Source organism: Mycobacterium pseudokansasii, from assembly GCF_900566075.1.
GTDB lineage: Bacteria > Actinomycetota > Actinomycetes > Mycobacteriales > Mycobacteriaceae > Mycobacterium > Mycobacterium pseudokansasii.
Map to the genome: position 1 here is coordinate 4,952,064 of NZ_UPHU01000001.1, position 26,918 is coordinate 4,978,981.

The 26,918-nt window shown below is 66.8% G+C and carries 22 protein-coding genes; 9 read left to right on the forward strand and 13 right to left on the reverse strand.

Going from position 1 to position 26,918, the window contains the following annotated elements; translation table 11 throughout:
• Window positions 1-5: 5 nt before the first annotated feature.
• Entirely contained in the window at window positions 6-587 is a 582-nt protein-coding gene (pth, locus tag EET10_RS22215; RefSeq protein WP_036401879.1) for an aminoacyl-tRNA hydrolase, read from the forward strand.
• Between the two features lie 52 nt (window positions 588-639).
• Here pth and EET10_RS22220 read toward each other — a convergent pair whose 3' ends face one another.
• The 6 genes from EET10_RS22220 to EET10_RS22250 form a co-directional block, all read right to left on the reverse strand.
• Complete coding sequence (locus tag EET10_RS22220) at window positions 640-1,614, reverse strand: DUF302 domain-containing protein (protein WP_063468424.1); 975 nt, start codon at window positions 1,612-1,614, stop codon at window positions 640-642.
• 306 nt (window positions 1,615-1,920) lie between these two features.
• A complete protein-coding gene (locus EET10_RS22225) occupies window positions 1,921-3,555 on the reverse strand; it encodes a fatty acyl-AMP ligase (protein ID WP_036401881.1) in 1,635 nt (544 codons plus the stop codon).
• 350 nt (window positions 3,556-3,905) lie between these two features.
• Entirely contained in the window at window positions 3,906-4,868 is a 963-nt protein-coding gene (locus EET10_RS22230; RefSeq protein WP_211187978.1) for a 4-(cytidine 5'-diphospho)-2-C-methyl-D-erythritol kinase, read from the reverse strand.
• Window positions 4,869-4,927: 59 nt separating this feature from the next.
• The gene (gene rsmA / locus EET10_RS22235; protein ID WP_036402233.1) at window positions 4,928-5,881 is read right to left on the reverse strand and encodes a 16S rRNA (adenine(1518)-N(6)/adenine(1519)-N(6))-dimethyltransferase RsmA; all 954 of its coding nucleotides are present in this window, start codon (window positions 5,879-5,881) and stop codon (window positions 4,928-4,930) included.
• Entirely contained in the window at window positions 5,845-6,972 is a 1,128-nt protein-coding gene (locus EET10_RS22240) for a resuscitation-promoting factor (RefSeq protein ID WP_036401884.1), read from the reverse strand. The genes rsmA and EET10_RS22240 overlap by 37 nt, the downstream gene beginning before the upstream one ends.
• Window positions 6,973-7,143: 171 nt before the next feature.
• Entirely contained in the window at window positions 7,144-8,013 is an 870-nt protein-coding gene (locus EET10_RS22250; protein ID WP_063468423.1) for a TatD family hydrolase, read from the reverse strand.
• Window positions 8,014-8,054: 41 nt separating this feature from the next.
• Between EET10_RS22250 and metG the strand changes: the two genes are divergently transcribed.
• Together metG and EET10_RS22260 are read left to right on the forward strand one after the other, a co-directional pair.
• Entirely contained in the window at window positions 8,055-9,608 is a 1,554-nt protein-coding gene (metG, locus tag EET10_RS22255; protein ID WP_036402236.1) for a methionine--tRNA ligase, read from the forward strand.
• A gap of 594 nt (window positions 9,609-10,202) precedes the next feature.
• Window positions 10,203-10,607 carry a PAS domain S-box protein gene (locus EET10_RS22260; RefSeq protein ID WP_036401887.1) on the forward strand — a complete coding sequence of 135 codons (405 nt, stop codon included), beginning with the start codon at window positions 10,203-10,205 and terminating at the stop codon, window positions 10,605-10,607.
• A gap of 52 nt (window positions 10,608-10,659) precedes the next feature.
• Here EET10_RS22260 and EET10_RS22265 read toward each other — a convergent pair whose 3' ends face one another.
• The 4 genes from EET10_RS22265 to EET10_RS22280 all read right to left on the reverse strand — a co-directional run bounded on the left by EET10_RS22265 (window position 10,660) and on the right by EET10_RS22280 (window position 16,072).
• Window positions 10,660-11,325, reverse strand: coding sequence for a TetR/AcrR family transcriptional regulator (locus EET10_RS22265; RefSeq protein WP_036401889.1), 666 nt, complete (start codon window positions 11,323-11,325; stop codon window positions 10,660-10,662).
• A gap of 114 nt (window positions 11,326-11,439) precedes the next feature.
• Window positions 11,440-12,135, reverse strand: a complete 696-nt coding sequence (locus tag EET10_RS22270) for a TetR/AcrR family transcriptional regulator (protein ID WP_036402239.1) — start codon at window positions 12,133-12,135, stop codon at window positions 11,440-11,442.
• Between the two features lie 354 nt (window positions 12,136-12,489).
• Window positions 12,490-14,193 carry a hypothetical protein gene (locus tag EET10_RS22275; RefSeq protein WP_036401892.1) on the reverse strand — a complete coding sequence of 568 codons (1,704 nt, stop codon included), beginning with the start codon at window positions 14,191-14,193 and terminating at the stop codon, window positions 12,490-12,492.
• A gap of 13 nt (window positions 14,194-14,206) precedes the next feature.
• On the reverse strand, window positions 14,207-16,072 hold the full coding sequence (locus tag EET10_RS22280) for a putative bifunctional diguanylate cyclase/phosphodiesterase (protein WP_036401894.1): 1,866 nt from the start codon (window positions 16,070-16,072) through the stop codon (window positions 14,207-14,209).
• Between the two features lie 475 nt (window positions 16,073-16,547).
• On the opposite strand from EET10_RS22280, the gene EET10_RS22285 reads away from it, so the two are divergent.
• From EET10_RS22285 to EET10_RS22300, 4 genes are all read left to right on the forward strand, one after another.
• Window positions 16,548-17,762, forward strand: a complete 1,215-nt coding sequence (locus EET10_RS22285; protein WP_122502497.1) for an NAD(P)/FAD-dependent oxidoreductase — start codon at window positions 16,548-16,550, stop codon at window positions 17,760-17,762.
• Window positions 17,759-18,664, forward strand: coding sequence for an RNA polymerase sigma-70 factor (locus EET10_RS22290; RefSeq protein ID WP_122502498.1), 906 nt, complete (start codon window positions 17,759-17,761; stop codon window positions 18,662-18,664). Before EET10_RS22285 ends, EET10_RS22290 begins: the two co-directional genes overlap by 4 nt.
• A gap of 47 nt (window positions 18,665-18,711) precedes the next feature.
• Window positions 18,712-19,995: an aminodeoxychorismate synthase component I gene (locus EET10_RS22295; RefSeq protein ID WP_218028480.1), complete on the forward strand. Its 1,284-nt coding sequence runs from the start codon at window positions 18,712-18,714 to the stop codon at window positions 19,993-19,995.
• A 128-nt stretch (window positions 19,996-20,123) separates the two neighbouring features.
• Window positions 20,124-21,419 (forward strand): hypothetical protein, encoded by a 1,296-nt coding sequence (locus tag EET10_RS22300; RefSeq protein ID WP_246013672.1) that lies wholly within the window; start codon window positions 20,124-20,126, stop codon window positions 21,417-21,419.
• 33 nt (window positions 21,420-21,452) lie between these two features.
• Here the strand turns inward: EET10_RS22300 and rsmI are convergent, their stop codons facing one another.
• Complete coding sequence (gene rsmI, locus EET10_RS22305; protein WP_036401898.1) at window positions 21,453-22,310, reverse strand: 16S rRNA (cytidine(1402)-2'-O)-methyltransferase; 858 nt, start codon at window positions 22,308-22,310, stop codon at window positions 21,453-21,455.
• A 24-nt stretch (window positions 22,311-22,334) separates the two neighbouring features.
• On the opposite strand from rsmI, the gene EET10_RS22310 reads away from it, so the two are divergent.
• On the forward strand, window positions 22,335-23,891 hold the full coding sequence (locus tag EET10_RS22310; protein ID WP_063468417.1) for a dolichyl-phosphate-mannose--protein mannosyltransferase: 1,557 nt from the start codon (window positions 22,335-22,337) through the stop codon (window positions 23,889-23,891).
• Window positions 23,892-24,070: 179 nt separating this feature from the next.
• On the opposite strand, the gene EET10_RS22315 is transcribed toward EET10_RS22310, so the two are convergent.
• Window positions 24,071-24,403, reverse strand: a complete 333-nt coding sequence (locus EET10_RS22315) for a DUF732 domain-containing protein (protein WP_051490431.1) — start codon at window positions 24,401-24,403, stop codon at window positions 24,071-24,073.
• Window positions 24,404-25,028: 625 nt separating this feature from the next.
• Window positions 25,029-26,234 (reverse strand): arginine deiminase, encoded by a 1,206-nt coding sequence (gene arcA, locus EET10_RS22320; protein ID WP_063468416.1) that lies wholly within the window; start codon window positions 26,232-26,234, stop codon window positions 25,029-25,031.
• A 78-nt stretch (window positions 26,235-26,312) separates the two neighbouring features.
• Here arcA and EET10_RS22325 point away from each other — a divergent pair, with 78 nt between their 5' ends.
• On the forward strand, window positions 26,313-26,909 hold the full coding sequence (locus EET10_RS22325; protein WP_211187979.1) for an alpha-ketoglutarate-dependent dioxygenase AlkB: 597 nt from the start codon (window positions 26,313-26,315) through the stop codon (window positions 26,907-26,909).
• Window positions 26,910-26,918 lie beyond the last annotated feature (9 nt).

A 26,918-nucleotide genomic window follows, 5' to 3' on the forward strand; every position in this document is an offset into this window, starting at 1 on the left:
GCGACGTGGCCGAGCCGTTTCTGGTCGTCGGCCTGGGCAACCCCGGAGACACCTACGCGCGCACCCGGCACAATCTCGGGTTCATGGTCGCCGACCTGTTGGCTGCGCGGTTGGGCTCGAAATTCAAGGGGCACAAGCGTTCCGGGGCCGAGGTCGTCACCGGCCGGCTGGCGGGGCACGCCGTGGTGCTGGCCAAACCGCGCTGCTACATGAACGAATCGGGCCGCCAGGTGGGCCCGCTGGCCACGTTCTACTCGGTGGCACCGGCCGACGTCGTCGTCATCCACGACGACCTCGACCTGGACTTCGGTCGCATCCGGCTCAAGCTCGGTGGCGGCGAGGGCGGGCACAACGGGCTGCGCTCGGTGGCGGCTGCATTGGGCACCAAGGACTTTCAGCGGGTGCGTATCGGCGTCGGCCGTCCGCCCGGGCGAAAGGACCCCGCGGCGTTCGTCCTGGAGAACTTCACCACCGCCGAACGCGCCGAAGTCCCGACCATCTGCGAGCAGGCGGCAGACGCCACCGAGTTGCTCATCGAAATGGGATTAGAGCCCGCGCAGAATCGGGTCCATGCCTGGCAGGGGTGATCCCGGGCGGGGCGGTGCCGCTGGAAGCCGGCTACGGCAAGCCGAATGGCATCTAGTGCGTCGCCGCCGCGGCGTCGGCAACGGTGCGGATTGCCTGCGACACCTGCTTGCCGACGTCGGCGCGAGCCGGGTCGACGACGCTGAACAGCGGCGCCGGGTCGAAGTAGCTGATGTGCGCCGGACCGCGGCTCTCCGCCCAGACCTGCATGCGTACCGGAACCACCGCGCCGATCGCTTGCGTTGCGCCGAAGAGCGTCTTGCCGATCTGCGGATTGCCGACAAAGAAACTGTGCGACCGCTGCAACTGCAGTCCGATCGCCTCGAGCCTGCTGGCCTGGTTGACGTCGCCGAGGACGGTCATGCCGTTCTGGTCGGCAGCGGTGTGCAACGCGCCAATCGTCCCCTCGAACGAACTTGACGTGTCGACGGTGATGAATGTGGTGTCGACCTTCGTTACCTGAGGGGTCGTCTGAGGTGCGCCACCGGCGCCCACCGCGGCTTCGGCGATGGTGCGAATCGATTGGGATATCTGCCGCCCGGCATCGCCGAGAGCCGGATCGACGGCGGTGAACTCCGGGGCCGGGTCGAAGTAGCTGATATGGGCCGGACCGTCTCCGTCCACCCAGACGTGCACACGTACCGGGATCACCGCGCCGATCGCCTGAGTGGCGTCGAAAAAGGTCTTGCCGATCCGCGGATTGCCGACAAAGAAACTATGCGCCCCCGGCAATTGCAGGCCGGTAGCCGCCAGCACTGCGTCCTGGTTGAGGTCTCCGACCATCATCATCCCGTTGTCGGCGGCCGCCTTCTGCAGCGCATCGACAGTAGCTTCGAACTTCTGGTTCGAGGTATAGCTGATGAAGGTCGTCGAAACGGCCCGCGGCTGGCTTGCCGCAGTGGTCGTTGCCGGTGCATTCGTTGACTGCGGAGCGCTATTTTTGGTGCTGCTACAGGCAGCCACGATCAGAATGACGACGGAAAGGCCAGCGACAATTCTCATCACCGCTGCACGGGAGGCGAACAACATGGGTACTGCTCCCTTCGGTCTCGATGGGGCCAGCTGTTCGGCAACCAGCACACCGCAGCGGTCACACATCATTCGGGCCGCCCACTATCGGTAGGCAAAGACCATTCCACCACTGGTTGGCTCTCCGGCGAGGTGGTTTGTAGCCGCAACCCGGCCCGCAACCCGGCATAACCCGCGGCGCCCGCATCTGCGGGATGGGGCACCTCCCGCTTGCGAGCTGGGGGGTACCTCCCGCTTGCGAGCAGACGCAAAATCGCCCAATTTCCTTGGGAAATGGGCGATTTTGCGTCTACTCGCGACCGAAAGCTAGGTGACGAGGGTGACCGAATTCGCTCGCCGCAGCTTGCCCGACGGCGTCTTCGGGATGGTGCCCGGCCCGAGCACCACGACGTTGCGCGGACGTACGTCGACCTCGGCGACCACCTCGTGGGCCACTTGGTGCTCGATGCGGCGCACCTCGACGGGGTCTTCGAAGGCATTGGACTCCACCGCCACCGCGAAAGTCTCGCGCGAGTGCCCGGCGTCGAGGCGCACCGCCACCGCACAACCCGGACGCACCCCCTCGACCCGGCCGGCGGCCCGCTCGATGTCGGTCGGGTAGATGTTGCGGCCGGCCATGATGATGACGTCCTTGACGCGGCCGCAGACGACGACGTGTCCGTTCTCCATCCGATAGCCGAGGTCACCGGTGTCATACCAGCCCTGCGCGTCCTGCGCCGGGATGAATCCGCCCATCGTGATGTAACCCGGTGTCACCGACTCGCCCCGCAACTCGATCACCCCGACGCCGCGCGGCGGCAGGATGTTGCCGTCCTCGTCGACGATGCGGGCCTTGATCCCCTGCAGCAGCGGGCCCAGCGAGGCCAGCCGACGGGTGTTGCCCTTGGTGGCCGGCACCGCGCGCCGCAGCGCGGCCAACAGGTCGGCGTCCACCTCGTCGACCACCAGACCGGCACCGCACTCGGAGAACGCCACCGCGAGCGTGATCTCGGCCATCCCGTAGGCGGGCAGGATCGCCTGCGGCTTGAGCCCGAACGGCGCGCCGGCCTCGCACAGGTCCTCGACGTCGGCCGGCTCGACCGGCTCGGCACCCGACAGCGCAAACCGCAACGTGGACAGGTCGAACTGGCCGGGCTTGGCCTGCTTACGCAGCCGCTTGGCGAACAGCGAATAAGCAAAGTTGGGGGCCGCGGTCATGGTGCCGCCGTACTTGTCGATCAGCTTGGCCCACAGCAGGGTGTCGCGCATGAAGTCCATCGGGGTGACTTTGACCAGCTCACCGCCGAAGTACATCGGCACGGTCAAAAAGCCGATCATCCCCATGTCATGGAACAACGGCAACCAGCTGACCATGACGTCGGTGTCTTCGTTGTACTCGGCGCTGATGTACATCGCCTCGAGATTGGCGAACAGATTGCGGTGGGTGATCTGAACAGCTTTGGGTGAACCTGTCGACCCCGACGTCAACTGCATCAACGCCAGATCGTCCTCGTCGGTCTGGATCGGGTCGACAGGCTCCGACGCCAGCAGCTGCTCGACGGTGAGCACCTTGATGCCCCGCTCCTGCAGCACCGGAGCGGCGGCCATGAACGGATCGGAGATGATGACCGCCTTGGCCTCGATCATGTCGACCACGGTGGTGGTGTCCTCGGCCCACAACGCAAGGTCGGTGCGTGGGGTCGGCTGATGCAGCATGGTCAGGCTGGCACCGCGCATCCACAGCCCCTGGGCGGTCGGGGCGATCTCCACCGGCGCGCCGGCCAGCACACCGACCGCGTCGCCGTGGCCGACGCCGACGGCCGCCAAACCGCCGGCGATCCGCCGCGCTCGGTCGTGGACTTCACCCCAGGTGTGCCGAACCGGGGTGTGCGGTTCACCGGTCACCATGCCCTTCGCGCTCTGGCGGGCGTTGCGGAACATCTTGTCGGTAAACCTGCTCAAAGCATCCTCCTCGGTTCCGGGCCGGGGGTCCGGGTTCTTATGTTCCGCCTGCTGGACGGCACTTGGTAGCAGGCGCGCGCACACAGTTGGGGAGCAGTTAGGTCTCGGTTCGGTGATGAGCTGACGATCCAACGCCGGACCGCACGATGCGCAAGAACCTGGCCCGATGCCTGGACCTGCCCGGACCGAAGGCGGTTCGCGGACCGCCCGGCGCGTTGCCCGGCGGACGACGAAATCGCATTCCCTTGCTTACCGCTAGCCGTCACCGCCGATTATCTTAAGCAACTCTTAAGTAACTGCCAAACTCTTGGGGCGTTTGAGGTGGATTTCACAGCCAAGTCACACCCGGTTTATTCGGGGGTTACCGGAGCCGGGACCACCCGGGCGCCCGGCACCGGTCCGGCGGCAACTCGCACGGTACGGCACACACCCGCCCCCGACAGCTGCGCGCCCACATCGATCGCCGACTCCGCCGAGGCACACAGAAACGCACACGTCGGACCGGAACCCGACACGATGCCGGCCAGCGCGCCGGCCTCCACACCTGCCCGCAGCGCACGACGCAGCGCCGGGTCCAGGCTTACCGCGGCCGACTGCATTTCGTTACCCAGTAGCGGCGCCAGCCGCTCCGGATCGCCCGCGGCCAGCGCTGCCAACACCGGTCCGGGTTCGCCGAGCCGCGGCGGGTCACCCACCTCGCGGAGCCGGTCAAGTTCGGTGAATACCGCCGGGGTGGACAGCCCGCTGTGCGCAAACGTCAGCACCCAGTGGAAGGTGTTGCGCGACAACACCGTTGCCAGCTCCTCGCCGCGGCCGGTGCCCAACGCGGTGCCGCCGTGCAGCGCAAACGGCACATCGCTGCCCAGCCGCTCGGCAAGCAGGCGCAGGTCGCGGCGAGGCAGGCTGAGTTCCCACAGGGCATTCATCGCGACCAGCACGGCAGCCGCGTCGGCGCTGCCGCCCGCCATCCCCCCGGCCACCGGGATGGACTTCTCGATGAGAATCGACACATCCGGTGCCCGGCCCACATGTTCGGCCATCAGCTCAGCCGCCTGCCAGGCGAGATTGCGTTCGTCGACGGGCAGCTCGTGCGCCCCCTCGCCGACGAGCTCCAGCGACAGCACATCGGCATTGCGCACCGTCACCTCGTCGACCAGCGAGACGGCATGAAACACCGTCGTCAGCTCGTGGTAGCCGTCGCCACGGCGGTCGCCGACCGCAAGGTACAAGTTCACCTTGCCGGGCACCCGTACGGTGACCGACCCGGTAGGCACCCACAACTCAGCGGTGTTGCCGTCCGACGCCCTGACCACCGCAGCAGACTATCGCTGTAACCGGCGAACCACACGCAACGGCGCCCAGCAGCTCATGATCAACCCGCCGGGACCTGCTGTTCGCCGGCGGTGCCGCCGGTCTGCGCCAGCTCGCCAGACCCCGGCCCAGAGCGCCGCAGCAAACGCACGAAATCGGCGATGGACAGCGTCTCACCGCGTCGAGCCGGGTCGATGCTGGCCGCAAGCAACCTGTTCGCCGACTCGTTGCCCGAGCCCGCCCACTGGGCGAACGCGTTGCGGGACGTCTTGCGGCGCTGCGCGAAGGCGATATCCACCAGTTCGAACACCTGCTGGCGAAACGCGTCGTCGGCCGGCCACGGTGACGTCTGATACCGGTCGATGCGGACCAGTCCGGAGTAGACGCGCGGGATGGGCCAGAAGACGGTCGGCGACACCATGCCGCAACGCCGAACCCGTCCGTAGAAGCGCACCTTGACGCTGGGCACGCCGTACTCCTTGCCGCCCGGCTCGGCGGCAAGCCGTTCGGCGACCTCGGCCTGCACCATGACCGTCACCACGCGGATGGACGGGAACTCGGCCAGCAGATGCAACAACGCCGGAACCGCGACGTTGTACGGCAAATTGGCGACCACAGCGGTCGGCTCGACGGCCAAATCCTGCGGGTGCAGGCTCAAGATGTCGCGGTTGAGCACGGTCAGGCGCTGGATCTCACTGTGGGAATGCTCGGCCACGGTCTGCGTCAGACGTGCGGCCAGCACCGGGTCGATCTCGACGGCCGTCACACTGGCGCCGCGGTCGAGCAGCGCCAGCGTCAGCGACCCCAGGCCCGGTCCGACTTCCAGCACCTGGTCCGAGCGGGTAATCCCGGAGGCCGCGACCACCCGGCGCACGGTATTGGCGTCGTGGACGAAATTCTGTCCGAGCGATTTGCGTGGCCGGAATTCGAGGTCTTTGGCCAGTCGCCTGATCTCATTGCGTCCGAGCAGCCGAATAGTCAGCGTGTCCCCGCTCGCCCACTGCACACCGGCCAGGCGCCCCAGCCCTGCCGTTGGCGGGTCACCTCGGCAACGGCGATCTGTTCTTCGCGGGTGGCCAGGTCCGCGCGGGGGGCATACCGCAGCCCGCCGTTGGCCTCCCAGGTCCCCTGGTCGAATTGCACACCACCGTAATACCCGTTGCCGGTGTTGATCGCCCAGTTGCCCCCGGCCTCGCAGCCCGCGATGGCGTCCCAGATGTCTCCGTCGCTCACCTGGGGCACGTCGGTGCCCGGCTTGGTGCCCACCCGCACCACGGCGTCGCGCGCCGGCGTCAGCACGACGTTGGCGATCGGCAGCTTTCCGGTGACCACGCCGTTGACCTCGGCCACCGCGAACGTCACATCCTGTTCGCCGGGAGTACCCGCGTCTTCGACGACCTTGTGGCTCATGTTCATTTCCGGGTCTTCGATGCGACGCGCATTCGGCAGCAGCGGCAACCGTTCGGTGACCCGCTCGATGCGGTACCGGGTCACCTGAATCTGCATGCCGTCGGTAATCGGCGTCGTCGCGCCGGGCACCACCTGGTCGCTGCCCTGCAGCGGCACGCCGGCGGCGTCGAGCAGGCCCGCTACGTTGGGCGCCGCCAGGTGCACCGTACGCACCACCCCGCCGTCGTTGATCTCCACGGTCTTGGCGCTGACGACCGGCAACGCCATCCCCGCCAGCGGGACCCGGCTGCCGCGAGAGGCGGCCGCAGGGGCGGTATCCGTCATGGCCAGCTGCGCCAGCGCTTCGTCCACCGTGGATGCCGTCGTCCAGACCTTCTTGACGTCGTGACCGTCCAGCGAGATCTCCAGCGGGCGGCTGCGCCGCAACACGATGTTCTCCGAGTCGTGGACCGCCACATCCGCCGCGGGGTACAGGTCGTCGCGCGCGTCGACCGAGAAGCCGTTCTCCTGGACGACGTCGATCACCCGCGACTTCATCGTTGTCACCCGCATCGAGCTTCCATCGATGGTCAGCGTCACGGTCTTGGCCGCCGAAACGGCATACCCGCCGGCGAACGCCAGACACAACAGCAGGGCGCCCACTAGCAGGCGCAACATCGGTGATTCGGTTTGATGAAGTTTCGTAAGCAGATTCAATGTGCGACTATCCCCGACCTAACCAACAACCTCAGCAACGACCCAGTAGCAAGATCCACACATTCCAGCCGAATTCGGCTGAAAACGCCAAAATGGGCCCAGAGGCCCACCCGTACGATCACAAGACGGTAACGAACCGATCAAGGCTGAGCAACTCCGGCGCGCCGGGTGTTAGGGCAACCCACCAGGAATGTGACTCAGTTCATATGTCCGCAGCGCATTGCTGGTGGTGCTGTGGGCCACGTCTTCGGGGCGACGATCGACCAGCTCAGCCAGCGCCCGAACGGTGTAGGGCAGGCAATACGGTTCGTTCGCCGCGCCGCGGTAGGGGTGCGGTGTCAGAAACGGTGCGTCAGTTTCTACCAGGATCTGCTCCAGCGGCATCTGCCGAACGGCTTCGCGGAGGTCTCGGGCGTTGCGAAAGGTCACAGTTCCAGAAAGACTCAGCAACCATCCGGCGGCCACACACTCGCGGGCCATCAGTCTGCCAGACGAGAAGCAGTGAAAGATCACGGTGTCCGGAGCCCCCTCGGCCCGCAGCACGTCGAGCACCTCACGGTCGGCCTGCCGATTGTGGATCATCAACGGTTTTCCGGTGCGCTTCGCCAGGTCGATATGCCATGCAAAGGCCTCGCGTTGCACGCCGGGCTGCGCGCACCCGTCGAGGCGGCCTGGCCAATACAGATCCATGCCCGTCTCGCCGACGGCCACGACGCGCGGGTGGGCCACGAGTTCGGTGATCTCAGCACGCGCGGCATCGGTGAGCGCGTCGGCGCGGGTGGGGTGCAGTGCCACCGCGGCGTAGACCCGCGGATCCCACTCGGCCGCCCGGGTCACCCAGCGCGCCGATTCCAGGTCGTCGGCGACGGTGACCACCGCGCGCACCCCGACGGCCGCGGCACGCTCGACGATGTCAGCGACGTCCCGGGCGTCGCGGGCGCCGCACGCATCGAGGTGGGTATGGGCATCGATCAGCGGGGCCAACGGCTCCGGGGCGGGCGGCGCATCTCGTCGGGCGGCACGGTTGGAGCTCACGCGCACACAATAGGGCCACCCAATAGGGTGGAATCCCGATGAAGCCATTGCAGCCCTATTACGTCACCACCGCGATCGCGTATCCCAACGCGGCGCCGCACGTGGGTCACGCGTACGAATACATCGCCACCGACGCGATCGCCCGGTTCAAGCGGCTCGACGGCTTCGACGTGCGCTTCCTGACCGGTACCGACGAACACGGCCTGAAGGTTGCGCAGGCCGCCACGGCCGCGGGCGTGCCGACCGCGCAGCTTGCCCGGCGCAATTCCGACGTCTTCCAGCGCATGCAGGAGGCGCTGAACATCTCCTTCGACCGGTTCATCCGCACCACCGACCCCGACCACTACGCGGCGTCGCAGGCGATCTGGCGCCGGATGGAGGCGGCCGGTGATCTCTACCTGGACAACTATTCCGGCTGGTACTCGGTGCGCGACGAGCGGTTTTTCGTCGAGTCGGAGACCCAACTTGTCGACGGCACCCGGATCGCCATCGAGACCGGCACACCGGTGACCTGGACCGAGGAGCAGACCTACTTCTTCCGGCTGTCGGCCTACGCCGACAGGCTGCTGGCTCACTACGACGCCCACCCCGACTTCATCGCGCCCGAGGTTCGGCGTAACGAGGTGATCAGCTTCGTGTCCGGCGGCCTCAAAGACCTGTCGGTGTCGCGAACGTCGTTCAACTGGGGCGTGCCCGTGCCGGAGCATCCCGACCACATCATGTACGTGTGGGTGGACGCGTTGACCAACTACCTGACCGGTGCGGGGTACCCGGATACCGGTTCGGAGTCGTTCCGCCGCTACTGGCCCGCCGACCTGCACATGATCGGCAAAGACATCATCAGGTTCCACGCCGTCTACTGGCCGGCCTTCCTAATGTCGGCGGGCATCGAGTTGCCGCGAAAGGTGTTCGCCCACGGGTTCTTGCACAATCGCGGCGAGAAGATGAGCAAGTCGGTGGGCAACGTCATCGATCCGGTGGCACTGATCCAGGCCTACGGCGTGGATCAAGTCCGCTATTTCCTGTTGCGGGAGGTGCCGTTCGGGCAGGACGGCAGTTACAGCGAAGAGGCCATCGTCACCCGGATCAACACCGATCTGGCCAATGAGCTCGGCAACCTGGCCCAGCGCTCGTTGTCCATGGTTGCCAAGAACCTGGGCGGGGTGGTGCCCGAACCCGGGGAGTTCTGTGATGCCGACACCGAGTTGTTGGCGACGGCGGACGGGTTGTTGGATCGGGTGCGCGCCCACTTCGACCGTCAGGCGATGCATCTGGCGCTGGAGGCGATCTGGCTGATGCTCGGCGACGCCAACAAATACTTTTCGACACAGCAGCCATGGGTGCTGCGCAAGAGCGAATCCGAGGCCGACCAGGCGAGGTTTCGCACCACGCTCTACACGACGTGCGAGGTGGTGCGCATCGCGGCGCTGCTGGTGCAGCCGGTCATGCCGGAGTCGGCGGCCAAGATGCTGGACCTGCTCGGCCAACCCGAGGACCAGCGAGCGTTCAGCGCCGTCGGCTCCCGGCTCGCGCCGGGCACCCAGCTGCCGTCGCCTGTGGGGGTATTCCCGCGGTACCAGCCGCCCACCGAAGTCGAGTGAGCGGAACGAGCGCAGCGAGTGACGGGAACGAGACGAGCATCAGGCACCGAAGTCGAGTGAGCGGAACGAGCGCAGCGAGTGACGGGAACGAGACGAGCATCAGGCACCGAAGTCGAGTGAGCGGAACGAGCGCAGCGAGTGACGGGAACGAGACGAGCATCAGGCACCGAAGTCGAGTGAGCGGAACGAGCGCAGCGAGTGACGGGAACGAGACGAGCATCAGGCACCGAAGTCGAGTGAGCGGAACGAGCGCAGCGAGTGACGGGAACGAGACGAGCATCAGGCACCGAAGTCGAGTGAGCGGAACGAGGGCTACAGCAAAGCCCAGCCGGGAGCGAGCCAAACGCCGGACACCCCGATCCCAGGCGCGTCGTCAGGAACCGGACATCTCGGCACGAGGTCATAGTTGCCTTGTGCTACAAGCAAATTCGTTGCCGCTCGCTGCTGTGGCCGCCGCGGCGCCGTCGTCACCGACCCCCTGTCGCCCGGTGCCTCGCAACGAAATGCAGCGGCCCCTGTCGCGAACCCGCAGCGAACTCCGACTTACCCGAAACCGCCCGGCCAACTCGCTGTCATAGGCAATAATCAGGGGCTGTGGAGCGCCGACGGAACCGGCAGGCAAGTCAATCGCCGCTAATCGCGTTGAAGCAGTTGCCCGCGCTGGTCGTTCTGGAGCGGATTCCGGTCCCCGTGCTCGCCACCGGAGATGACGGCAGCATCCTGTTCACCAACACCGCATTCGCCGAGATGGTGGGCCGCGACCCGGACGAGGTGCTGTTGCTGCGGTTCCACGAGATCTTCCATCAGTGTCCTGACTCGGAATCGTCGACGCTGTCCTTCGTGCATGCGCTGGCCAACATGGTCGTCGAGCTGGCCCACAAGGACGGCTCGGTGGTGCGAGCGCTGATGAGCAGGTCGGCCGTACGACGCGCGGACGACAATTTTGCCCTCGCGGTGTTTCAGGATCTGACTGAGCAACTGTGGGAAGAGGAGCGCTGATCGCTGTGCTGCCACGACGGCCGGCGTCGGACTTCATAGCGCACGGCCGCGATCAATGGCGGCTACGCATCGCCTCGCGGGCAAGGAATTCCCGGAAGTAGGGCAGCGACGTTTCAACGGTCATGCCGGGAAGCAGAAGTCCCCATAGCTGACCCAATCGATGTCCGGGGCTCTCTACTTGGTGCCCATTGGCGCCGGGTCGGGATAACGCGTTGGAGAGCAACCGCATTCCGAACGTCGCGCCGACAATCAACTCCCCGACCAATTCGGGATCGACGTCGTCCCGGAGATCGCCTTCGGCAATCGCCCGCCGGGCCTGGCCGGCCATCTCCCCCGCGCAGACCCCGAAAAATTGCGCGGCAGCGGCGTTAAATCCGGCGAGGACAGCGGTTAGGTGCTCGGCCGCACGAGCCGTCTCGTCGGCACGGAGAAGGTGCGCGACGGCGAAGGTGCCGTGAATCATGTTCTCCAGGGCGGGCGACGCCGACCCGCATACGTTGCGAAATGCACCGAGAAGCGCGTCGGAACCTTCCTCGATGATCGCTGACGCCAACGCTTCCTTCGAATCAAAGTGGTGGTACAGGGCACCTTTGGTCATGCCCGTCCGCTCGATGATCGTGCCCCAATTGGCGGCCGCGTACCCGACCTCGCCGAAAACGTCGACGGCGGCATCGAGGATCTTTCGCCGGGTTACCTCGGATCGAACCTGGCGTGCCATCGCTCCCGTACCTCCGCCAGTGCGGTGGATCCGATGAAGCTCCGGACCTCCGCATCGCTTACTTTCCTGGTCAGCCGGCTAGCCTAACAGCCGCCGCCATGGCTTCGATCTTTGTCAACCCGGCGCCACCTGGGCCGTTGCCGAACGGATGGCCAGCGCGGTCCGCCGCGTGACGAACTGCGTGAAGTAGTCGATTCTGTCCGGCTGAACCATTCCGCTCAGCACCAGCAACCAGCTCTTCTCGAGATCGCGGAGAAACCGCTCCGGTGCGTCCAGGTCGCTGGCCTGCCGCAAACCCAGATACATCGACACGATCAGACGGCCAACGTCTTGCGGGTCGCAGCCTTCGGCCATGTCGCCTTCAACGATCGCGCGCCGTACCACAGCCGCGAGGGCTTCGATCCACCCGTCCAGCAATTTTGCGTGCAGGCCTTCGGCGCGACCGACCGAGTCGAGCAGGTGTAGGGCCGCCCTGGCCATGTCCTGGCTGACGTCGCGGACGGCGATCAGGTAAACGAAGTCGACCAGGGTCTCTAGGCCGGAAAGCTGCCTGGCTAGCAGTTCCTCGACCGCAACCCGGCCCGCGGCGGTGTGTTGCTCGATGATGGCCACGGCCAGCGCATGCTTAGACCGGAAGTGGAAATACATCGCACCCTTGGTGAGCTGGGCCGCCGCGAGGATGTCGTCGAGCCCGACATCGTGGTACGCGCGCCGAGCGAACTGATGCGCGGCGGCCTGCAGAATCTGCTGGCGCGTGGTGTCCGCTCGCCCGCTCGTCGAGTCGGTCGTGCTCTGAGCCGAAGAGTTCATGGAGCCGAAGAGTTCATTGCTGGCCGCCACTGACGGTCGCGCTGCGCCTCGGCGGCGTCTGTTTCCAGGCTGTCTCGAGTGGTTCCGAAACCGGAACCACCGGCCGGGACGATCGCCGTCACCTTCGCGATGCCCTCCTCGAGCGGGGAAGCCAGATGGTCATCTCGTGATGGCTTACCGGCTGTGCCTCAGGTTGCATTGACGCCGATCTCGAGGGTATCAGCCCGGTTTCTCCCCGCGACGCTTCACGCGGGGCAGCACCATCCGCTAAACGAAATACTCGCGGTACGTTTACTGGATATTTCCGTGCGAGCGGTATGCCCCACGGCCGGACTTCGGCCTGGCTAAGCCGCGTCACGCACCGTTCGTTGCGGTCTGCACGCGCGGGATGTCGAGGGTCGCGACGGGATAAAAGCCGGAATCGTCGCGGCCGTCGCGGGCCAATTGCATCGGAGGGTAATTGACCACATGCGAACCGTTCGCCTTGTGCTGTTGCCAATCTACCGACGCCCGCAACGTGTAATGCCCCGCCGGCAAGCCGGCCAGCTCGACGCGAACAGTATCGGAGGCCGAAGCCGGTATGGGCTGCTGGGCGGTGCGGTCCCCGGGCGCCTCCGGGACCAGCGACTTCAGATCCACGCTTGCGGGCAACGTCCGAACCGGCTGCCCGGTGAAATCCACCAATCGGTAACCCGGGACCCATTTCTCGCTCGCGGCCGCGGAGCCGAAATTGGTCCAGACAACCGAGATCGTCGCGACCTTGCCGTCCTTGCTGAGCCCCTGCGAGCCGGGCTTGGCCTCCACCGAGTACCGGTAGCCCGCCGTCGCATTGGCCTGCGCCCACAGCACATACAGCTTGGTGTCCATCGGCGAGGTCGCATTGTCGTCCGGGAAGTTGATGCTCGAGGTCATCGAGACGTGATATCTCATGATGTCGCGCAGACCCTTCTCGTAGTAGGCCTGCCGTGTGGTTCCGCTGGGCAGCTGGCACCATTCGGTGATCACCAGAGCCGTCGACAGCCGCTTGCGCAGTGCGGCGACCACCGGATCGTTGGTCTGCACGTAGTGCGCAGTGCTGCCGTCGGCCCACGCCGGCATGGGCGCATAGACGCCCAGGCAGTCCGAGCGGATTCCCACCGGCGCAGCGAGCTTCTTGGTGACGTCGTCTCCGAGCAGTTCCCGCACGATCTCCGGGTTGGCGGCGCTGGTCACCAGTTGGGTGCGGGGAAAGGCGCTGACGTTCGCCTCGACCAGGCGCTGAATGGACGCCTTGGTGATGTTCTGATCACGGAACTGGCTGTAATACCCCAATGCCGCAACGCTATCCTGGGGCGCCGGACCGGCGGCGTTGAGCGAGTCGCGCAGGTAGGCGATGTGGTTTTCGCTGAAATCCCCATACCCGGAGAATTCGAAAACGCTGAGTCGTTCGTCGCCGTCGTAGCGGCGACCCAGTGCCGCCAGTAGCTGCACGAAGTCGTTGAGATAGGTCGGATCGTTGAAGTTCGGCACCACCTGCAGCACCCCCGCCGCGGCACCGTTGGCCGGCCCCGGATAGGTCGTGTTGGTGCCCGGCCGGGCGCGTTCCCAGTCGGGAATCGCGGTGTTGGTGTTGTTGGGATACGTCGCATTGCAGCAGGAGTTGTAGGCGTACACCCGAAGCGTCATCCGCATGCGCCGCTCGGCGAGCCGGCTCAGCGCGTCGTCGATCACGCTGAAGTCGTACTTGCGTTCGTCGGGAGCGTCCGGCGGCAGCGTAGCCGGGTCGGTGCGCTGCAATTGACGCCACGAGACCCGCAGGCTGGCATCGTAGGACGCCGGCCACGCCGGATACCGCTGCTGGGCCGGATCGCGTTGCGGGAAAAGCGGTTCCAAGAGGTCTTCGTATTGGCCGCGCAGCGGGTTGGGTATCTCCTGAACCGTCGACGGTATCGCCGGACTGACCATCGCGCTCAGCGGGCTGTTGCCGGGTTGGTGGCTGCCGCATCCGGTGAGCACCCCACCCGGCAGCAAGACGGCGCACGCGGCAACGATCGATGATTTTCTAATTGCTCGAACCATTTTCACATTTGAGCTAGATTGCGCCGAGCGTCAGTGCCTCGCGGTCGGCGAGGAACGGCATCGGCATCCAGCGGGCGGACAGCAACGCCTCCATGGCGTTGCCCGGGACGGGGCGCGACAGCAGGAATCCCTGCGCCCGGTGGCAACCGTGCTGCATCAAAGTCAGCGCAGCCGCAGGGGTCTCCACACCCTCGGCGACCACTTGCAGCCCGAACGCCTCGGCGAGCCCGATGATGGCGCGAACGATCGCCAGGTCGCCGGCGTTGGTGCCCAGGTCGCGGACGAAGCCGGTGTCGATCTTGAGCATGTCGACGGGAAGCGACTTCAGATGCGACAACACCGCGTAACCGGTGCCGAAGTCGTCGATGGCCACCTGCACACCAACGTCCTTGAGTTCCGACAACGTCTTTCGCGTCGCCTCGATGTCGTGCACGACCGCACGTTCGGTGATCTCCAGGCACACCGATCCGCCGTCGATGCCGAACTCCTCGATGGTGTCGGCCACACTGCGGACAAAACCGCGGGTTATCAGCTGGACGGGCGACACATTGATGCGCAACACCGCGCTCTGCCCGACGCCGTTCTTGCGCCACCGGCTGAATTCGGCGCACGCGCTGCGCATCACACATCGGCCGAGTTCGCCGGCGAGATTGCTGGACTCGGCCACCCCGATGAACGAGTCCGGCAGCAGCAACCCCCAAATGGGGTGGCGCCAGCGAACCAGCGCCTCGGCCGCCACGACCGCGCCGGTCCACAAGTCGACCTCCGGCAGATAGTGCAGCAACAGCGCATCGCTGTCGATATCGCCCTGCAGATGCAACTCGATGTCGTTGCGGAACGCGTTCTTGAGCGACATGTCGTCGGTAGACAGCGCCACCTGGTTGCCGCCGGCGCGTTTGGCGGCCAGCACCGCCTCGTCGGCCCGGCGCAGCAGATCGGTGCCGTCGTCGCGGCCAGGCATGCCCACGGCCAGACCGATGCTCACCGTCCGGGTGATCTGATGGCCACCGATTGCCAGCCGATCCCGCAGCGTTGCCGAAAGCCGGCGGGCGAACGACTCGGCGGCTCCTTTGGGCATCGCCTGGTCGGGGATCACCACGAATTCGTCGCCGCCCAGTCGGGCGATCATGCTTTCACCGCCGACGCACCCGCGAAGGCGCTGAGCAAAGACGCGGATGAACCAGTCGCCCGCATTGTGGCCCAGATAGTCGTTGATTGACTTCAGTCGGTCGAGGTCGAGGTACAGCACGGCGACGGGCCCGGGTTTACCCGCCGCGAGCCGTTCGGACAGATGCGCCAGCAGCGCGCGGCGGTTATGCAGGCCGGTCAGATCGTCGTGCTCAGCCAGGTAGCGCAATTTCTCCTCGGCGGCGATTCGTGCCTGCAGCTGTGCGAACAACGCGGCGACGGCCTCGAGGGTGTTGATCTCTTCATGTCTCCACTTCCTGGCGCCGAACTTCACGAAGCCGAGCACGCCGGTGGTCGCCTCCCCCGAGACCAGCGGAGCCGCAGCCACCGATGGCAACGCCGCCTGTGTGGATCCGCCCGCCCAGCGCCGGAAGAACCGGTTGTTTCGGTGCGGCCGGATGACAACCGGCTTCCTGCCGTGCTCGCACTGGGTGAGCACCGGATCGGCGCTGGTGAAGTGGACGACGCCCTGCGGATCCGGGTCCGCGACGTCACGCCGCGGCGGCCACTCCGCAACCAGGACCGAGGCGCGAATCTCGTGGTCGTGGTGGCGCAAGAAGCTGGCGTCCACATCGAACTGCTCGACCAGTTGAGCGAGCACCCGCTGGCTCACCTGTGTTGCGGTGGATGCGGTCGCCTCCATCAGCTGGGTGGCTACGGAGGTGACGACGAGGTCCAAGCTGCGCGGCAAGGGATCCCCTCCGATGTGTTCACGTGTCCAATGTGGGCGACTACTCGGTTGACGGACGGTCTTAGGGGTCGCTCCTGTCCAATGCTCGCCGCTGCGCATTGAAGGGGCCCTGGTCTGCCTGGTTGTCTACCGGGTTCACCTGGGAATTCAGACATTTTCGTTGCGACAGCCTAGCATGGCGCCCCATTTCGACCGCCCGGAATTGAGCACTCGCATTGCTCCAATGCGCAAGCGCCGACCTCGATTCCGCCGCCTCGACGCGTCGTTGTCATGTCTCGGTTTGTCGCTGACATGTCTCGGCTTGTCGAGGGCCGAAACTCAGCGCCCGCCGCCCGGTCCTGGAAAAGTCGGAAAAGTGAACCGGCTCACAATCTCCATCGCGGCTGTCACAGCAGGCCGGTCTGTGGTGTCTCCAGTTCAGCAGTCATCGGTGATCCCTGATGATCCCGCCACAACGAAGAACAGGAGACTCCCAATGCTTGAGCCGACCCCCTTGACCAGCCCACGGACTCACGTCGTCGTCGTCGGCGGCGGCTACGCAGGAGCGGTGGCCGCCAACCACCTGCGCCTCAACGCCGACATCGACATCACGGTGGTGAACGCACGCCCGGTGTTCGTCGAACGGATCCGGCTGCACCAGTTGGCGGCCGGCAGCGGCACCGCCACCGTCGAGTACGGCACGCTGCTGGGCGAGGGCATCGAGCTGATCGTCGACACCGTCGACCGCATCGACTCCGCCGACCACAGGTTGCTGCTGGCTTCAGGTGCCCAACTGGACTTCGACTACCTCATCTATGCCGTGGGCAGCACCGGGACCATGCCGGCGGTTCCCGGAGCTGCCGAATTCGCATACTCGCTCGCCGATCTGGACGGCGCGACCCGGCTGCGGCACACGCTGGTCGACCTGCCCGCCGCCGCTCCCGTCGTCGTGGTGGGCGGCGGGTTGACCGGCATCGAAGCCGCCTCGGAGCTTGCCGAGCAGGGCCGCCCGGTGACGTTGGTCTGCGGCGGCCCATTGGGGCCTTCGCTGAGCAAGCGAGGCCGGCGGTCGGTAGCCAAGCAGCTGCGCAGACTGGGCGTCGCGGTGCTCGAATCTGTCTCGGTCAGCCAGGTGCGCTGGGATGCCGTGGTGCTCAGTGACCACATCGTGCTGCCCAGCGCGGCCACGGTGTGGACCGCCGGATTCGAGGTGCCGGATCTGGCCGCACGCAGCGGGCTTCGCACCGACGGTCTGGGCCGGCTGCTCACTGACGAAACACTGACCAGCCCCGACGACGACCGAATCGTCGCCGCCGGCGACTGCGCCGCACCGTCGGGCCGGCCGCTGCGGATGAGCTGCCAGGCGGCCGGGCCGCTGGGGGCCCAGGCCGCCAATACCGTGCTCAGCAGGATCGCGGGCGAAACCCCGGCCGTGCTCAGCCAGGCGTTCGTCGGGCAGTGCATCAGCCTGGGCCGCTCCCACGGCACCGTGCAGCTGTCCCGCTCCGACGACACTCCGATCAATGTGGTCGTGGGGGGCCGAACCGGCGCCGCGATCAAGGAAGCGATCTGCAAGGGCACGGTGTGGTCCATCCGACACGAAGCCGCCAAACCCGGCTCGTACTTCTGGTTCAAAGGCGGCAAGCGGGCCGCGCAGCTGCCGGCCGAGCGACAGGCTCATCCCGATGACGTCCCGCTGAGGTCCCGATGACGCAGTCACCCGGCGAGCACGCCCAACGGTTCACCCTGCTGCGGCCGATGCTGTTCACCATCGCCTACGAAATCCTCGGCTCGGCAACCGAATCCGAGGACGTGCTGCAGGACAGCTATATTCGGTGGGCTGCCGTCGACCTGAAGACGGTGCGCGACACCAAGTCCTACCTGGCTCAGCTGGTCACTCGCCAGGCACTCAACGCCCTGCGGGCCGGCGCCCGCCGCCGCGAAGAATACGTGGGGCCGTGGCTGCCCGAGCCGCTGCTGCTCGACGAGCAGGACCCGGCTGCCGACGTGGTACTGGCCGAATCGGTGTCGATGGCGATGCTGGTCTTGCTGGAGACGTTGAGCCCCGACGAACGGGCGGTATTCGTGTTGCGCGAAGTCTTCGGATTCGACTACGCCGAGATCGCCGACGCGGTGGGCAAGTCCGCGCCGGCGGTGCGCCAGATCGCCCATCGCGCGCGCGAACACGTGCAGGCGCGGCGCAAGCGATACGGCGCACGGCCGGTCGACCCGCAGCGCCACGCTGAGATCACCGCACAATTCCTGGAGACGGCCACCAGCGGCGACGTGCAGGGGCTGATGGCAATGCTTGCTCCGGATGCCTGCTGGATGGCCGACAGCGGCGGCAAGGTGTCTGCGGCGCGCAGGCCGGTGGTCGGCGCCGAACGGGTGGCCAAGGCCATCACCGGACTGATCCGCAAGGCGGCAGCGCACTTGCAGGTGAAGGTCGTGACCTGTAACAGCGCGCCGGCGGTGCTTTTCTATCTGGGTGAACACTTAGAGGGCGTGATCACGCTGGAGATCGTCGAGGACAAGATCACCAACTTCTACGTGATGCGCAATCCCGAGAAGCTGACGGCATTGGCCAGCCCGCGCGAGATCAGCCGCGGCTGATCGGAACTCCTGGCGTGCGAAGTCCGCCACTCTGTCAAGCTAGGGCGGTGCGAATCGATCGGCTCGGCGACCTTGGCGGGGCACCACAGGTGCTGCGCGCTGTCGCTCGTGCCACCGTCCGACTGGGCTTGGCGCCGCCGGCCGCGTTGACCGGCGAATGGTTCGGCGCGCTGGCGGTGATCGCACCGAGTGTGTCGGTCCAGCCGATGGACCGCGGCGACGCGTTTCGACTCCGGGAGGCCCCCGGTGAACGGGTGGCGCCCGTCTCGGGCGCGGTGGGCGGCGGCTGGGTCGGCTATCTGTCTTATCCCGATTCCGGCGCGGACGGGCGGGCGAGCCGGATCCCCGAAGCCGCCGGGGGCTGGACCGATTGCGTGCTGCGCCGCGACCGCGACGGCCACTGGTGGTACGAGAGCCTGTCGGGCGCACCCATGGCGGACTGGCTGGCCAGCGCCCTGGCGACGACACCGGCGCCGGCCGGCCGGCCGGTGCCGGGGGCGTGCCGGATCGATTGGGCAGCGGCCGACCGGGAGGCTCACCGCGACGGGGTGCTGGCCTGCCTGGCGGCGATCACCGCCGGCGAGGTCTATCAGGCCTGCGTGTGCACGCAGTTCACCGGGACCGTCAGCGGGTCCGCGCTGGACTTCTTCATCGACTTCGTCGACGTTGCCCGCACCTCCCCGTCCCGGGCAGCCTATGTCGGCGGCCCGTGGGGCGCGGTGGCATCGCTGTCCCCGGAACTTTTCCTGCGCCGCCGCGGCACCGTTGTGGCCTCCAGCCCGATCAAGGGCACGTTGCCGCTGGAGGCCTGGCCGTCGGCGCTGCGCGCGTCACCCAAAGAAGTGGCCGAGAACATCATGATCGTGGACTTGGTCCGCAACGACCTTGGCCGAGTGGCCATTACCGGCACGGTCACCGTGCCCGAGCTACTGGTGGTGCGCCGCGCGCCAGGCGTATGGCACCTGGTGTCCACCGTGGCGGCCCAGGTTCCGGCCGACTTGCCGATGTCGGCGCTGCTGGACGCCGCCTTCCCGCCGGCGTCGGTTACTGGAACGCCCAAACTGCGGGCCCGCCAACTGATTTCACAGTGGGAGCAGCGTCGTCGCGGAATATATTGCGGCACAGTTGGTTTCGCATCACCAATCGCCGGTTCCGAGCTCAACGTCGCGATCCGCACCGTCGAATTCGACACCGCGGGCAACGCCGTCCTGGGCGTTGGCGGCGGGATCACCGCGGACTCCGACCCCGACGCCGAGTGGCAGGAATGCCTGCACAAGGCCGCACCCATCGTCGGGATGGCGGTGCCGGCGAGCGCCACTCGCGTCGGCTAGTCAGCAAATTGTGGCGAGGTGCGGCTCGGCGGAATTTCGCGTAACGCCCACATGGCACGCCTGGTGCGCCTAAGCTCCTAATCGGCGACCCGCGTGTATCGCGTGGTCGAATGCGAGAGGGGTCCGTCATGAGAGTCGGCGTCGTCGGCGTTGCGGCCGCGGCCATGGTGGGGGGGACGCTGGCGGTTGCGCCGCTGACGATGAGCGGGCCGATGCGCACCCCGAATCAAGGGACGTGTACCGCCGGCCAGCAATGCGACCGCCTGGCCTCCGTGCTGATGCCAGGGACCAGTGCGCAGCCGGGCAAGCCCGCGCAGGCGGCGCCGGCGCCGGCACAGTTACCGACGGATGCGCTGACCCCCGTGCTGGCGCCCCGAGCGGCGCCGGAGGCCGCCCGCGCAGTGCCCGGGGTGGCCTCGCCGGTGGGCCCGGGACTGCCTGGTGTCACCGACTTGGGTCCGGCCGCGCTGCCGGCCGCCCCTCCCCTGCCGAACGCGGCGCTTCCGCCGGGTCCCGGCCTGCCTGACATCGGCACGCCTTACATCGGCACGCCGAACCTCGGGATCCCCGGCCTCGGCCTGCCCGGGGTACCGAACCTGGCCAACGGACCTGCCGCGGTCGGCACGGCCACCTCGGTCGTGAACGGCATCCTGGGGATCGGAGGCACCATCGCCGGCGTCACGACGTCCAGCGCGCTGGCGGTCACATATGTGGTGCTCGCCTACAACGCCTTGCAGTCCTCGGGCATCCTGCCGCAACTCAACTCAACCGCCAACACGATCGGCTCAATGCTGTTTCCCTCGGGGCTGCCCTCGGTCGGTTTGCCGACTTTGAGTCTGCCGGGCCTGCCGGCGCTGTCGGGGGTGTCGCCGGCGGGCCTGATCGCGCTGGCGGGGGTGGGCGGTCTGCCAAACCTGAGCTTGCCGAGTCTGCCGGGAGTGTCGCCGACGAATCTGCTGGGGCTGGCGGCCGCCGGCCTGCCCGGTCTCCCCGGCGTGTCACCCACCGATGTGGTGGCCCTGGCGGCCGGTGGTTTGCCGCAGTTGGCGTCCGCTCTGCCCGGTCTGCCGGCGCTGCCGGGCGTGGATCCGGCGATGCTGGCCGCGGCACTGCCGGCGCTGGCGGCAGGTCTGCCGGGAGGCCTTCCGGCGGTTGACCCGGCGATGCTGGCCGCGGCACTGCCCGCACTGACCGCCGGTGGTCTGCCGGCGCTGCCGGGTGGTCTGCCGGCGCTGCCGGGTGGTCTGCCGGCGCTGCCGGGTGGTCTGCCGGCGCTGCCGGGCGGTCTGCCGGCGCTGCCGGGTGGTCTGCCGGCGCTGCCTCCGCCGCCACAGCTGCCGACCATCCAGGGGCCCCCCATTCCCCCGCACCCGCAGCTGTGCACCCCGACAATCGGTCCCATCGGAAGTTCCTGCACACCCTGACCAGGACCGGGACTTACCGGTCGCAAGGTTTTTCTAGGGCGCCGCGCCGGTTTCACGGCGGGCCAGCAGGACCGCATCGTAGAGCTGACGTGAGCGCACGCCCTGATGCGCCGCGGCCACCTCACTGCAGGCGTCCTTGACGCGAATACCGGCCGCGACCAGGGTCTCGACCTCCTCGACGAGCGACTGCAGGTCGGCGTACGGGGTCGCGCCGGCGCCGGCGAGTACCACGGTGATCTCGCCGAGCACGCCGCCGGTCGCCCAGTCCGCCAACTCGTCGAGAGATCCACGCACCACTTCCTCATGCACCTTGGTCAGCTCCCGGCAGACCGCGGCCGGACGCGCCCCGCCGAGCTGGTCGACGGCATCGCGCAGACATGCGGCCAGCCGTCTCGGGGATTCGAAAAACACGCAGGTGCGCTGCTCGTCGGCAAGCGAGGCCAGCCACGCCCGCCGCGCCGCCCCCTTGCGCGGAGCGAACCCCTCGAAGCAGAACTTGTCCGACGGCAGGCCGGACACCACCAGCGCGGTTGTCACCGCCGACGGCCCGGGCAAGCAGGTCACCGTAATCCCGGCATCGATACAGGCCGCGACCAGTCGATATCCCGGATCGTTAATCACTGGCAATCCTGCGTCGCTGACCACCAGCACCGTGGCGCCGGCTTGCATCGCGTCGACCAGCGCCGTCACCCGCAACGCCTCGACCCGGTCGAACAGGCTCACCACCCGCCCGCTGATCTCGACGTCAAGCGCCCTGGCCAATGTTTTCACCCGGCGGGTGTCCTCGGCCGCCACCACGTCGGCACCGGCCAACGCGTCGATCAGGCGTGGCGACGCATCCGCGGGCTGGCCCAACGGAGTGGCGCCGAGCAACAGGCGGCCGGAACTCATGACGGACAGCCTACGATCGAGCTGATGACCGCCCCGCCCCAACAAACTTCCGGCCTGGCCGAGGAGCGTGCGGTATCCGTCATCAGCCCCGGGCCGCGGGTGCCGATCGCCGATTTCGGACCGATAGACCGGATGCGTGGCTGGATTGTCACCGCCGTGATCACGCTGCTCGCCGCGGTGACCCGGTTATTGAACCTCGGCTCGCCGACCGATGCCGGCACTCCGATCTTCGACGAGAAGCACTACGCCCCCCAGGCCTGGCAGGTGCTGCATAACCACGGCGTCGAAGACAATCCCGGCTTCGGACTGGTCGTCCATCCTCCGGTCGGCAAGCAGATGATCGCGATCGGCGAGGCGCTGTTCGGTTACACCGGGTTCGGGTGGCGGTTCAGCGGCGCGGTGCTGGGCATCGTTCTGGTGGCGCTGGTGACCCGGATCGTCCGGCGGATCACCCGCTCGACCCTGGTCGGGGGAATCGCCGGCGTGCTGCTGATCTGTGACGGGGTCAGCTTTGTCGCCGCGCGCACCGCGCTGCTGGACGGCTTCCTGACGTTCTTTGTGGTCGCGGCTTTCGGCGCGTTGATCGTCGACCGCGATCAGGTTCGCCAACGCATGCACGTCGCCCTGACACAGAACCGGGTCGCCGAGACGGTGTGGGGACCACGGCTGGGGGTGCGCTGGTGGCGGTTCGGCGCCGGGGTACTACTCGGATTGGCCTTCGCGACCAAGTGGTCCGGTCTGTACTTCATGGCGTTCTTCGGTGCGATGTCGTTGGCGTTCGACGTGGCGGCGCGCCGCCAGTACCAGGTGCCGCGGCCGTGGTTGGGGACGCTGCGGCGCGATCTGTTGCCTACCGGATACGCGCTGGCGCTCATTCCGTTCACGGTTTACCTGGCCAGCTACGCCGGCTGGTTCGCCTCCGAGACCGCGATCGACCGCCACCAGGTAGGTCAGACGATCGGCCCGGACAGCGTCATCCCGCTGCCCGACGCGGTTCGCTCGCTGTGGTACTACACCGCCAAGGCATTCCACTTCCATGCGACGCTGACGAATTCGGCCGGCAACCATCACCCGTGGGAGTCCAAGCCGTGGAGTTGGCCGATGTCGTTGCGGCCGGTGCTGTATGCCATCGACCAACAAAACGTAGCGGGCTGCGGTGGCCAGTCGTGCGTCAGAGCCGAGATGCTGGTCGGCACTCCGGCCATGTGGTGGCTGGCGGTGCCGGTCCTGGTGTATGCCGGCTGGCGGATGTTCGTCCGGCGGGACTGGCGCTATGCGGTGGTGTTGGTCGGCTATTGCGCCGGCTGGCTGCCGTGGTTCGCCGACATCGACCGGCAGATGTACTTCTTCTACGCCGCGACCATGGCGCCGTTTCTGGTGATGGCCATCGCGTTGATTCTCGGCGACATCCTCTACCAACCCGGTCAGAACCGGGAGCGGCGCACCCTGGGGCTGATCGTGGTGAGTTGTTATGTCGCTTTGGTGGTGACCAACTTCGCCTGGCTTTTCCCGATACTCACCGGCCTGCCGATCTCACAGCAGATCTGGAACCTGGAGATCTGGCTGCCCAGCTGGCGATGAGCCTTATCTGGCGGTGGCATTGGCGTGCCGACTCGAAGCCCCACCCAAGGTCCGCCTGCGATGCGCGCCAATTTGCCGGTAGCCGGTTACGACGGTGACTGCCCGGTCATTGCGACGTTGAAACTTCCGCACCGCGGCGTGAAATCGCCTATCAACAGTATGAGACAACCGGCTATTACCTAGTAGAGTTGTTCAGGACAATAGTATTTCGCGGCTATCACGGCAAATCGGGATGCAGTCTCCAAATCAATTGGCGGATTCTGGATTTTCACCTGCTGGACAGCGCGCAGCCCTGATTCGCCGTGATGTAAGTTCGTGCACATCGCATGGGCGGACCCGACGGCGTGCTCTGGAGTTGAATACGTGATGCCGGCATCCTGCAGAGCAGCCAGGAAACCCACATCGCGACCGTCGCCGTCAACGCTCGCGTCGCCGAGCGCGGGCGCGGCGAGGCCGATCGTGGTGAAAATACCTATCAGTAGCCCCATGAGCAGTTTCACAGCTGTACCCATGTTCCTATACTTGGCGCGTGGGCGCCAAGCGCCTTTGCATGATGGCGCGGGTACGTGCCGATGTCGCCGATACCCGTAGCGTCGTCTCGATACAATGCCGGCGGCGAGCTGGCCGGCACGGAATCGCTGCGCTGACCGTGGATTCTGTGGCGCTTGCTCAGCCCTTTGCGACAAAAAGGATTCACTGTCGCCCGTAATGCGCTGGTCAATATCGTCATCTTCCCGCAAGCCATTTGTTTCATAAAGTCTTCTTCCCGACACGCAGCATGCCAATAGAGAACGCCAGTGGTCCAATATGTAATGCCTAACCATTGATAACCGCGAGCAATGATTAGTCCGCGCAATCGTCTGCCCGTCGCCGCCTCCGCGGCTTCCGCGAAGCGCTACAGCGCACTGGTTGCGAGTCGTCGACGCCGACTTTTGCGGTTTGCGCCAAGCCCCCGTGCTCCAAGGTCGGGGCGCCAAACAAACACCAGCTTGCCATTGTGGTGTTGTAGCGATAGTTGTTCTGCGGCAACGAATTTGACAAGGGCCAATCACACTCGGTCGTGCCGGCGGCGCGCAGTTGCCGAAGCAGGGCGGGTACGGGCGCCGGTGCGCAGCATTGCGACGCAGATGCCGCACCCTAAAGCGGGTCGCGGGCGGCCGGGCAGGACATGCAGCGCGGCCCGCCACGGCCGGTGCCCAGCTCCGAGCCCGCGATGGTCAGCACCTCGATGCCGGCAGCCTCCAACCGGGCGTTGGTCTGCGCGTTGCGCTCGTAGGCGACGACGACACCGGGGGCCAGTGCCAAGGTGTTGTTGCCGTCGTCCCATTGTTCGCGTTCGGCGACGACGGGGTCCAGGCCGGTGCCGATGACTCGCAGCTTGTCGATGCCCATCGCGTCGGAAGCAGCCCGCACAAATGGGGCCGCATCGCTGATCGCCACGCCTTTGGGCGAACGCTGGATGGTGAACGCCGACAGGTGCTCGACGACGGCGGCATACATCACCACGGTGTCGACGTCCACCATGGTGCACACGGTGTCCAGATGCATTTGCGCACGCTTCTGAGCAATCGGCACCGCGAGCACGGTGTGCGCAAGGTCGTCGTCAAACAGGCTGCGCGCCAAGGCTTCCGCGCCGGCCGGGCTGGTACGCTCGCCGACCCCGACGGCGACCACGCCGGGGGCCAGCAACAGCACGTCGCCACCCTCGACGGGAGCGGTGCGTGATTCGTAGGCCCGCCGCACCCCGGTGAACCGCGGGTGATGGGCATAGATGATGTCGGTCAACGATGCCTCACGAACCCGCGCCCGCAACGCCAGCGACGGGATGACCACCCGCGGACCGATCCAGATCGACGAGTCGCGGGTGAACACCAGGTTCGGTAATGGGTCGATGACGAAATCCCCGCCATGGTGCATGCGGACCACCAGCGACACGTCGGTCCGGATATCGGACGGCAGCTCGTTGAACGTCATCCCCGCCGTCAGCACATGCGCCAGCCGAACCGGGTCCAGACTACGCAAATACGCCGAGAGCTGTTGCGCCAGTGGCAATCCAAGCCGGCGCGCGTCAACCGCGGCGGCGACACCCTGCATCCTGGCGGCCCCGCTGTCCAACGCCTCGGTCAGCAGCTGCGACAGCAGCAATACCTCCACCCCGCGCGAGCGCAGCAGTTCGGCGAACTCGTCATGCTCCTCCTGCGCGCGCGACACCCAGGGCAGCCCGTCGAACAGCAGCTGGTCGCTGTTGCGCGGGGTGAGCCGGCGCAGTTCGGTACCGGGGCGGTGCAGGATGGCGACCCGTAACGTGCCCACCTCGGAATTGGATCCCAACTCGACGCCCACAGCTCAAACCGTAGCCGTGGCCAGCGCGCAGGCGCCGTATACCCGTTCCTCGAACTGGTGTGCGATAAACTTGCGGTCGTGGCGTTAGCGATTCAGGGCTCGCTGTTCGAGCACAACGAGCGGAGACAACTCGGCAACGGCGCCTTCATCGACATCCGCGCGGGCTGGCTCCACGGTGGCGATGACCTGCTGGCGACGCTGCTGGCCAATGTGCCGTGGCGCTCCGAACGGCGCCAGATGTACGACCGCGTGGTCGACGTGCCGCGCCTGGTCAGTTTTCACGACCTGACCGTCGAGGACCCGCCGCATCCGCAACTCACGCGAATTCGCCGGCGCCTCAATGACATCTACGGAGGTGAGCTGGGTGAGCCGTTCACCACCGTCGGCCTGTGCTACTACCGGGACGGCTCCGACAGCGTCGCCTGGCATGGCGACACCATCGGCCGCAGCAGCACCGAGGACACCATGGTGGCGATCGTCAGCCTCGGCGCCACCCGGTCCTTTGCGCTGCGCCCGCGCGGCGGCGGAACCTCGTTGCGATTTCCGCTGGCACATGGGGACCTGCTGGTGATGGGCGGATCGTGTCAGCGCACCTGGGAACATTCGGTGCCCAAGACGTCGGCGCCCACCGGCCCGCGGGTCAGCATCCAGTTCCGGCCCCGCGACGTGCGCTAGCGGCCGGTG

Bases quoted from the DNA above. Each gene is read 5' to 3' on its own strand.
- EET10_RS22220 (WP_063468424.1), bottom strand. From the start codon at position 1,614: ATGTTGTTCGCCTCCCGTGCAGCGGTGATGAGAATTGTCGCTGGCCTT.
- EET10_RS22265 (WP_036401889.1), bottom strand. From the start codon at position 11,325: ATGGCACGCCAGGTTCGATCCGAGGTAACCCGGCGAAAGATCCTCGAT.
- EET10_RS22270 (WP_036402239.1), bottom strand. From the start codon at position 12,135: ATGAACTCTTCGGCTCAGAGCACGACCGACTCGACGAGCGGGCGAGCG.
- EET10_RS22275 (WP_036401892.1), bottom strand. From the start codon at position 14,193: ATGGTTCGAGCAATTAGAAAATCATCGATCGTTGCCGCGTGCGCCGTC.
- EET10_RS22285 (WP_122502497.1), top strand. From the start codon at position 16,548: ATGCTTGAGCCGACCCCCTTGACCAGCCCACGGACTCACGTCGTCGTC.
- EET10_RS22290 (WP_122502498.1), top strand. From the start codon at position 17,759: ATGACGCAGTCACCCGGCGAGCACGCCCAACGGTTCACCCTGCTGCGG.
- EET10_RS22300 (WP_246013672.1), top strand. From the start codon at position 20,124: ATGAGAGTCGGCGTCGTCGGCGTTGCGGCCGCGGCCATGGTGGGGGGG.
- rsmI (WP_036401898.1), bottom strand. From the start codon at position 22,310: ATGAGTTCCGGCCGCCTGTTGCTCGGCGCCACTCCGTTGGGCCAGCCC.
- EET10_RS22310 (WP_063468417.1), top strand. From the start codon at position 22,335: ATGACCGCCCCGCCCCAACAAACTTCCGGCCTGGCCGAGGAGCGTGCG.
- EET10_RS22315 (WP_051490431.1), bottom strand. From the start codon at position 24,403: ATGGGTACAGCTGTGAAACTGCTCATGGGGCTACTGATAGGTATTTTC.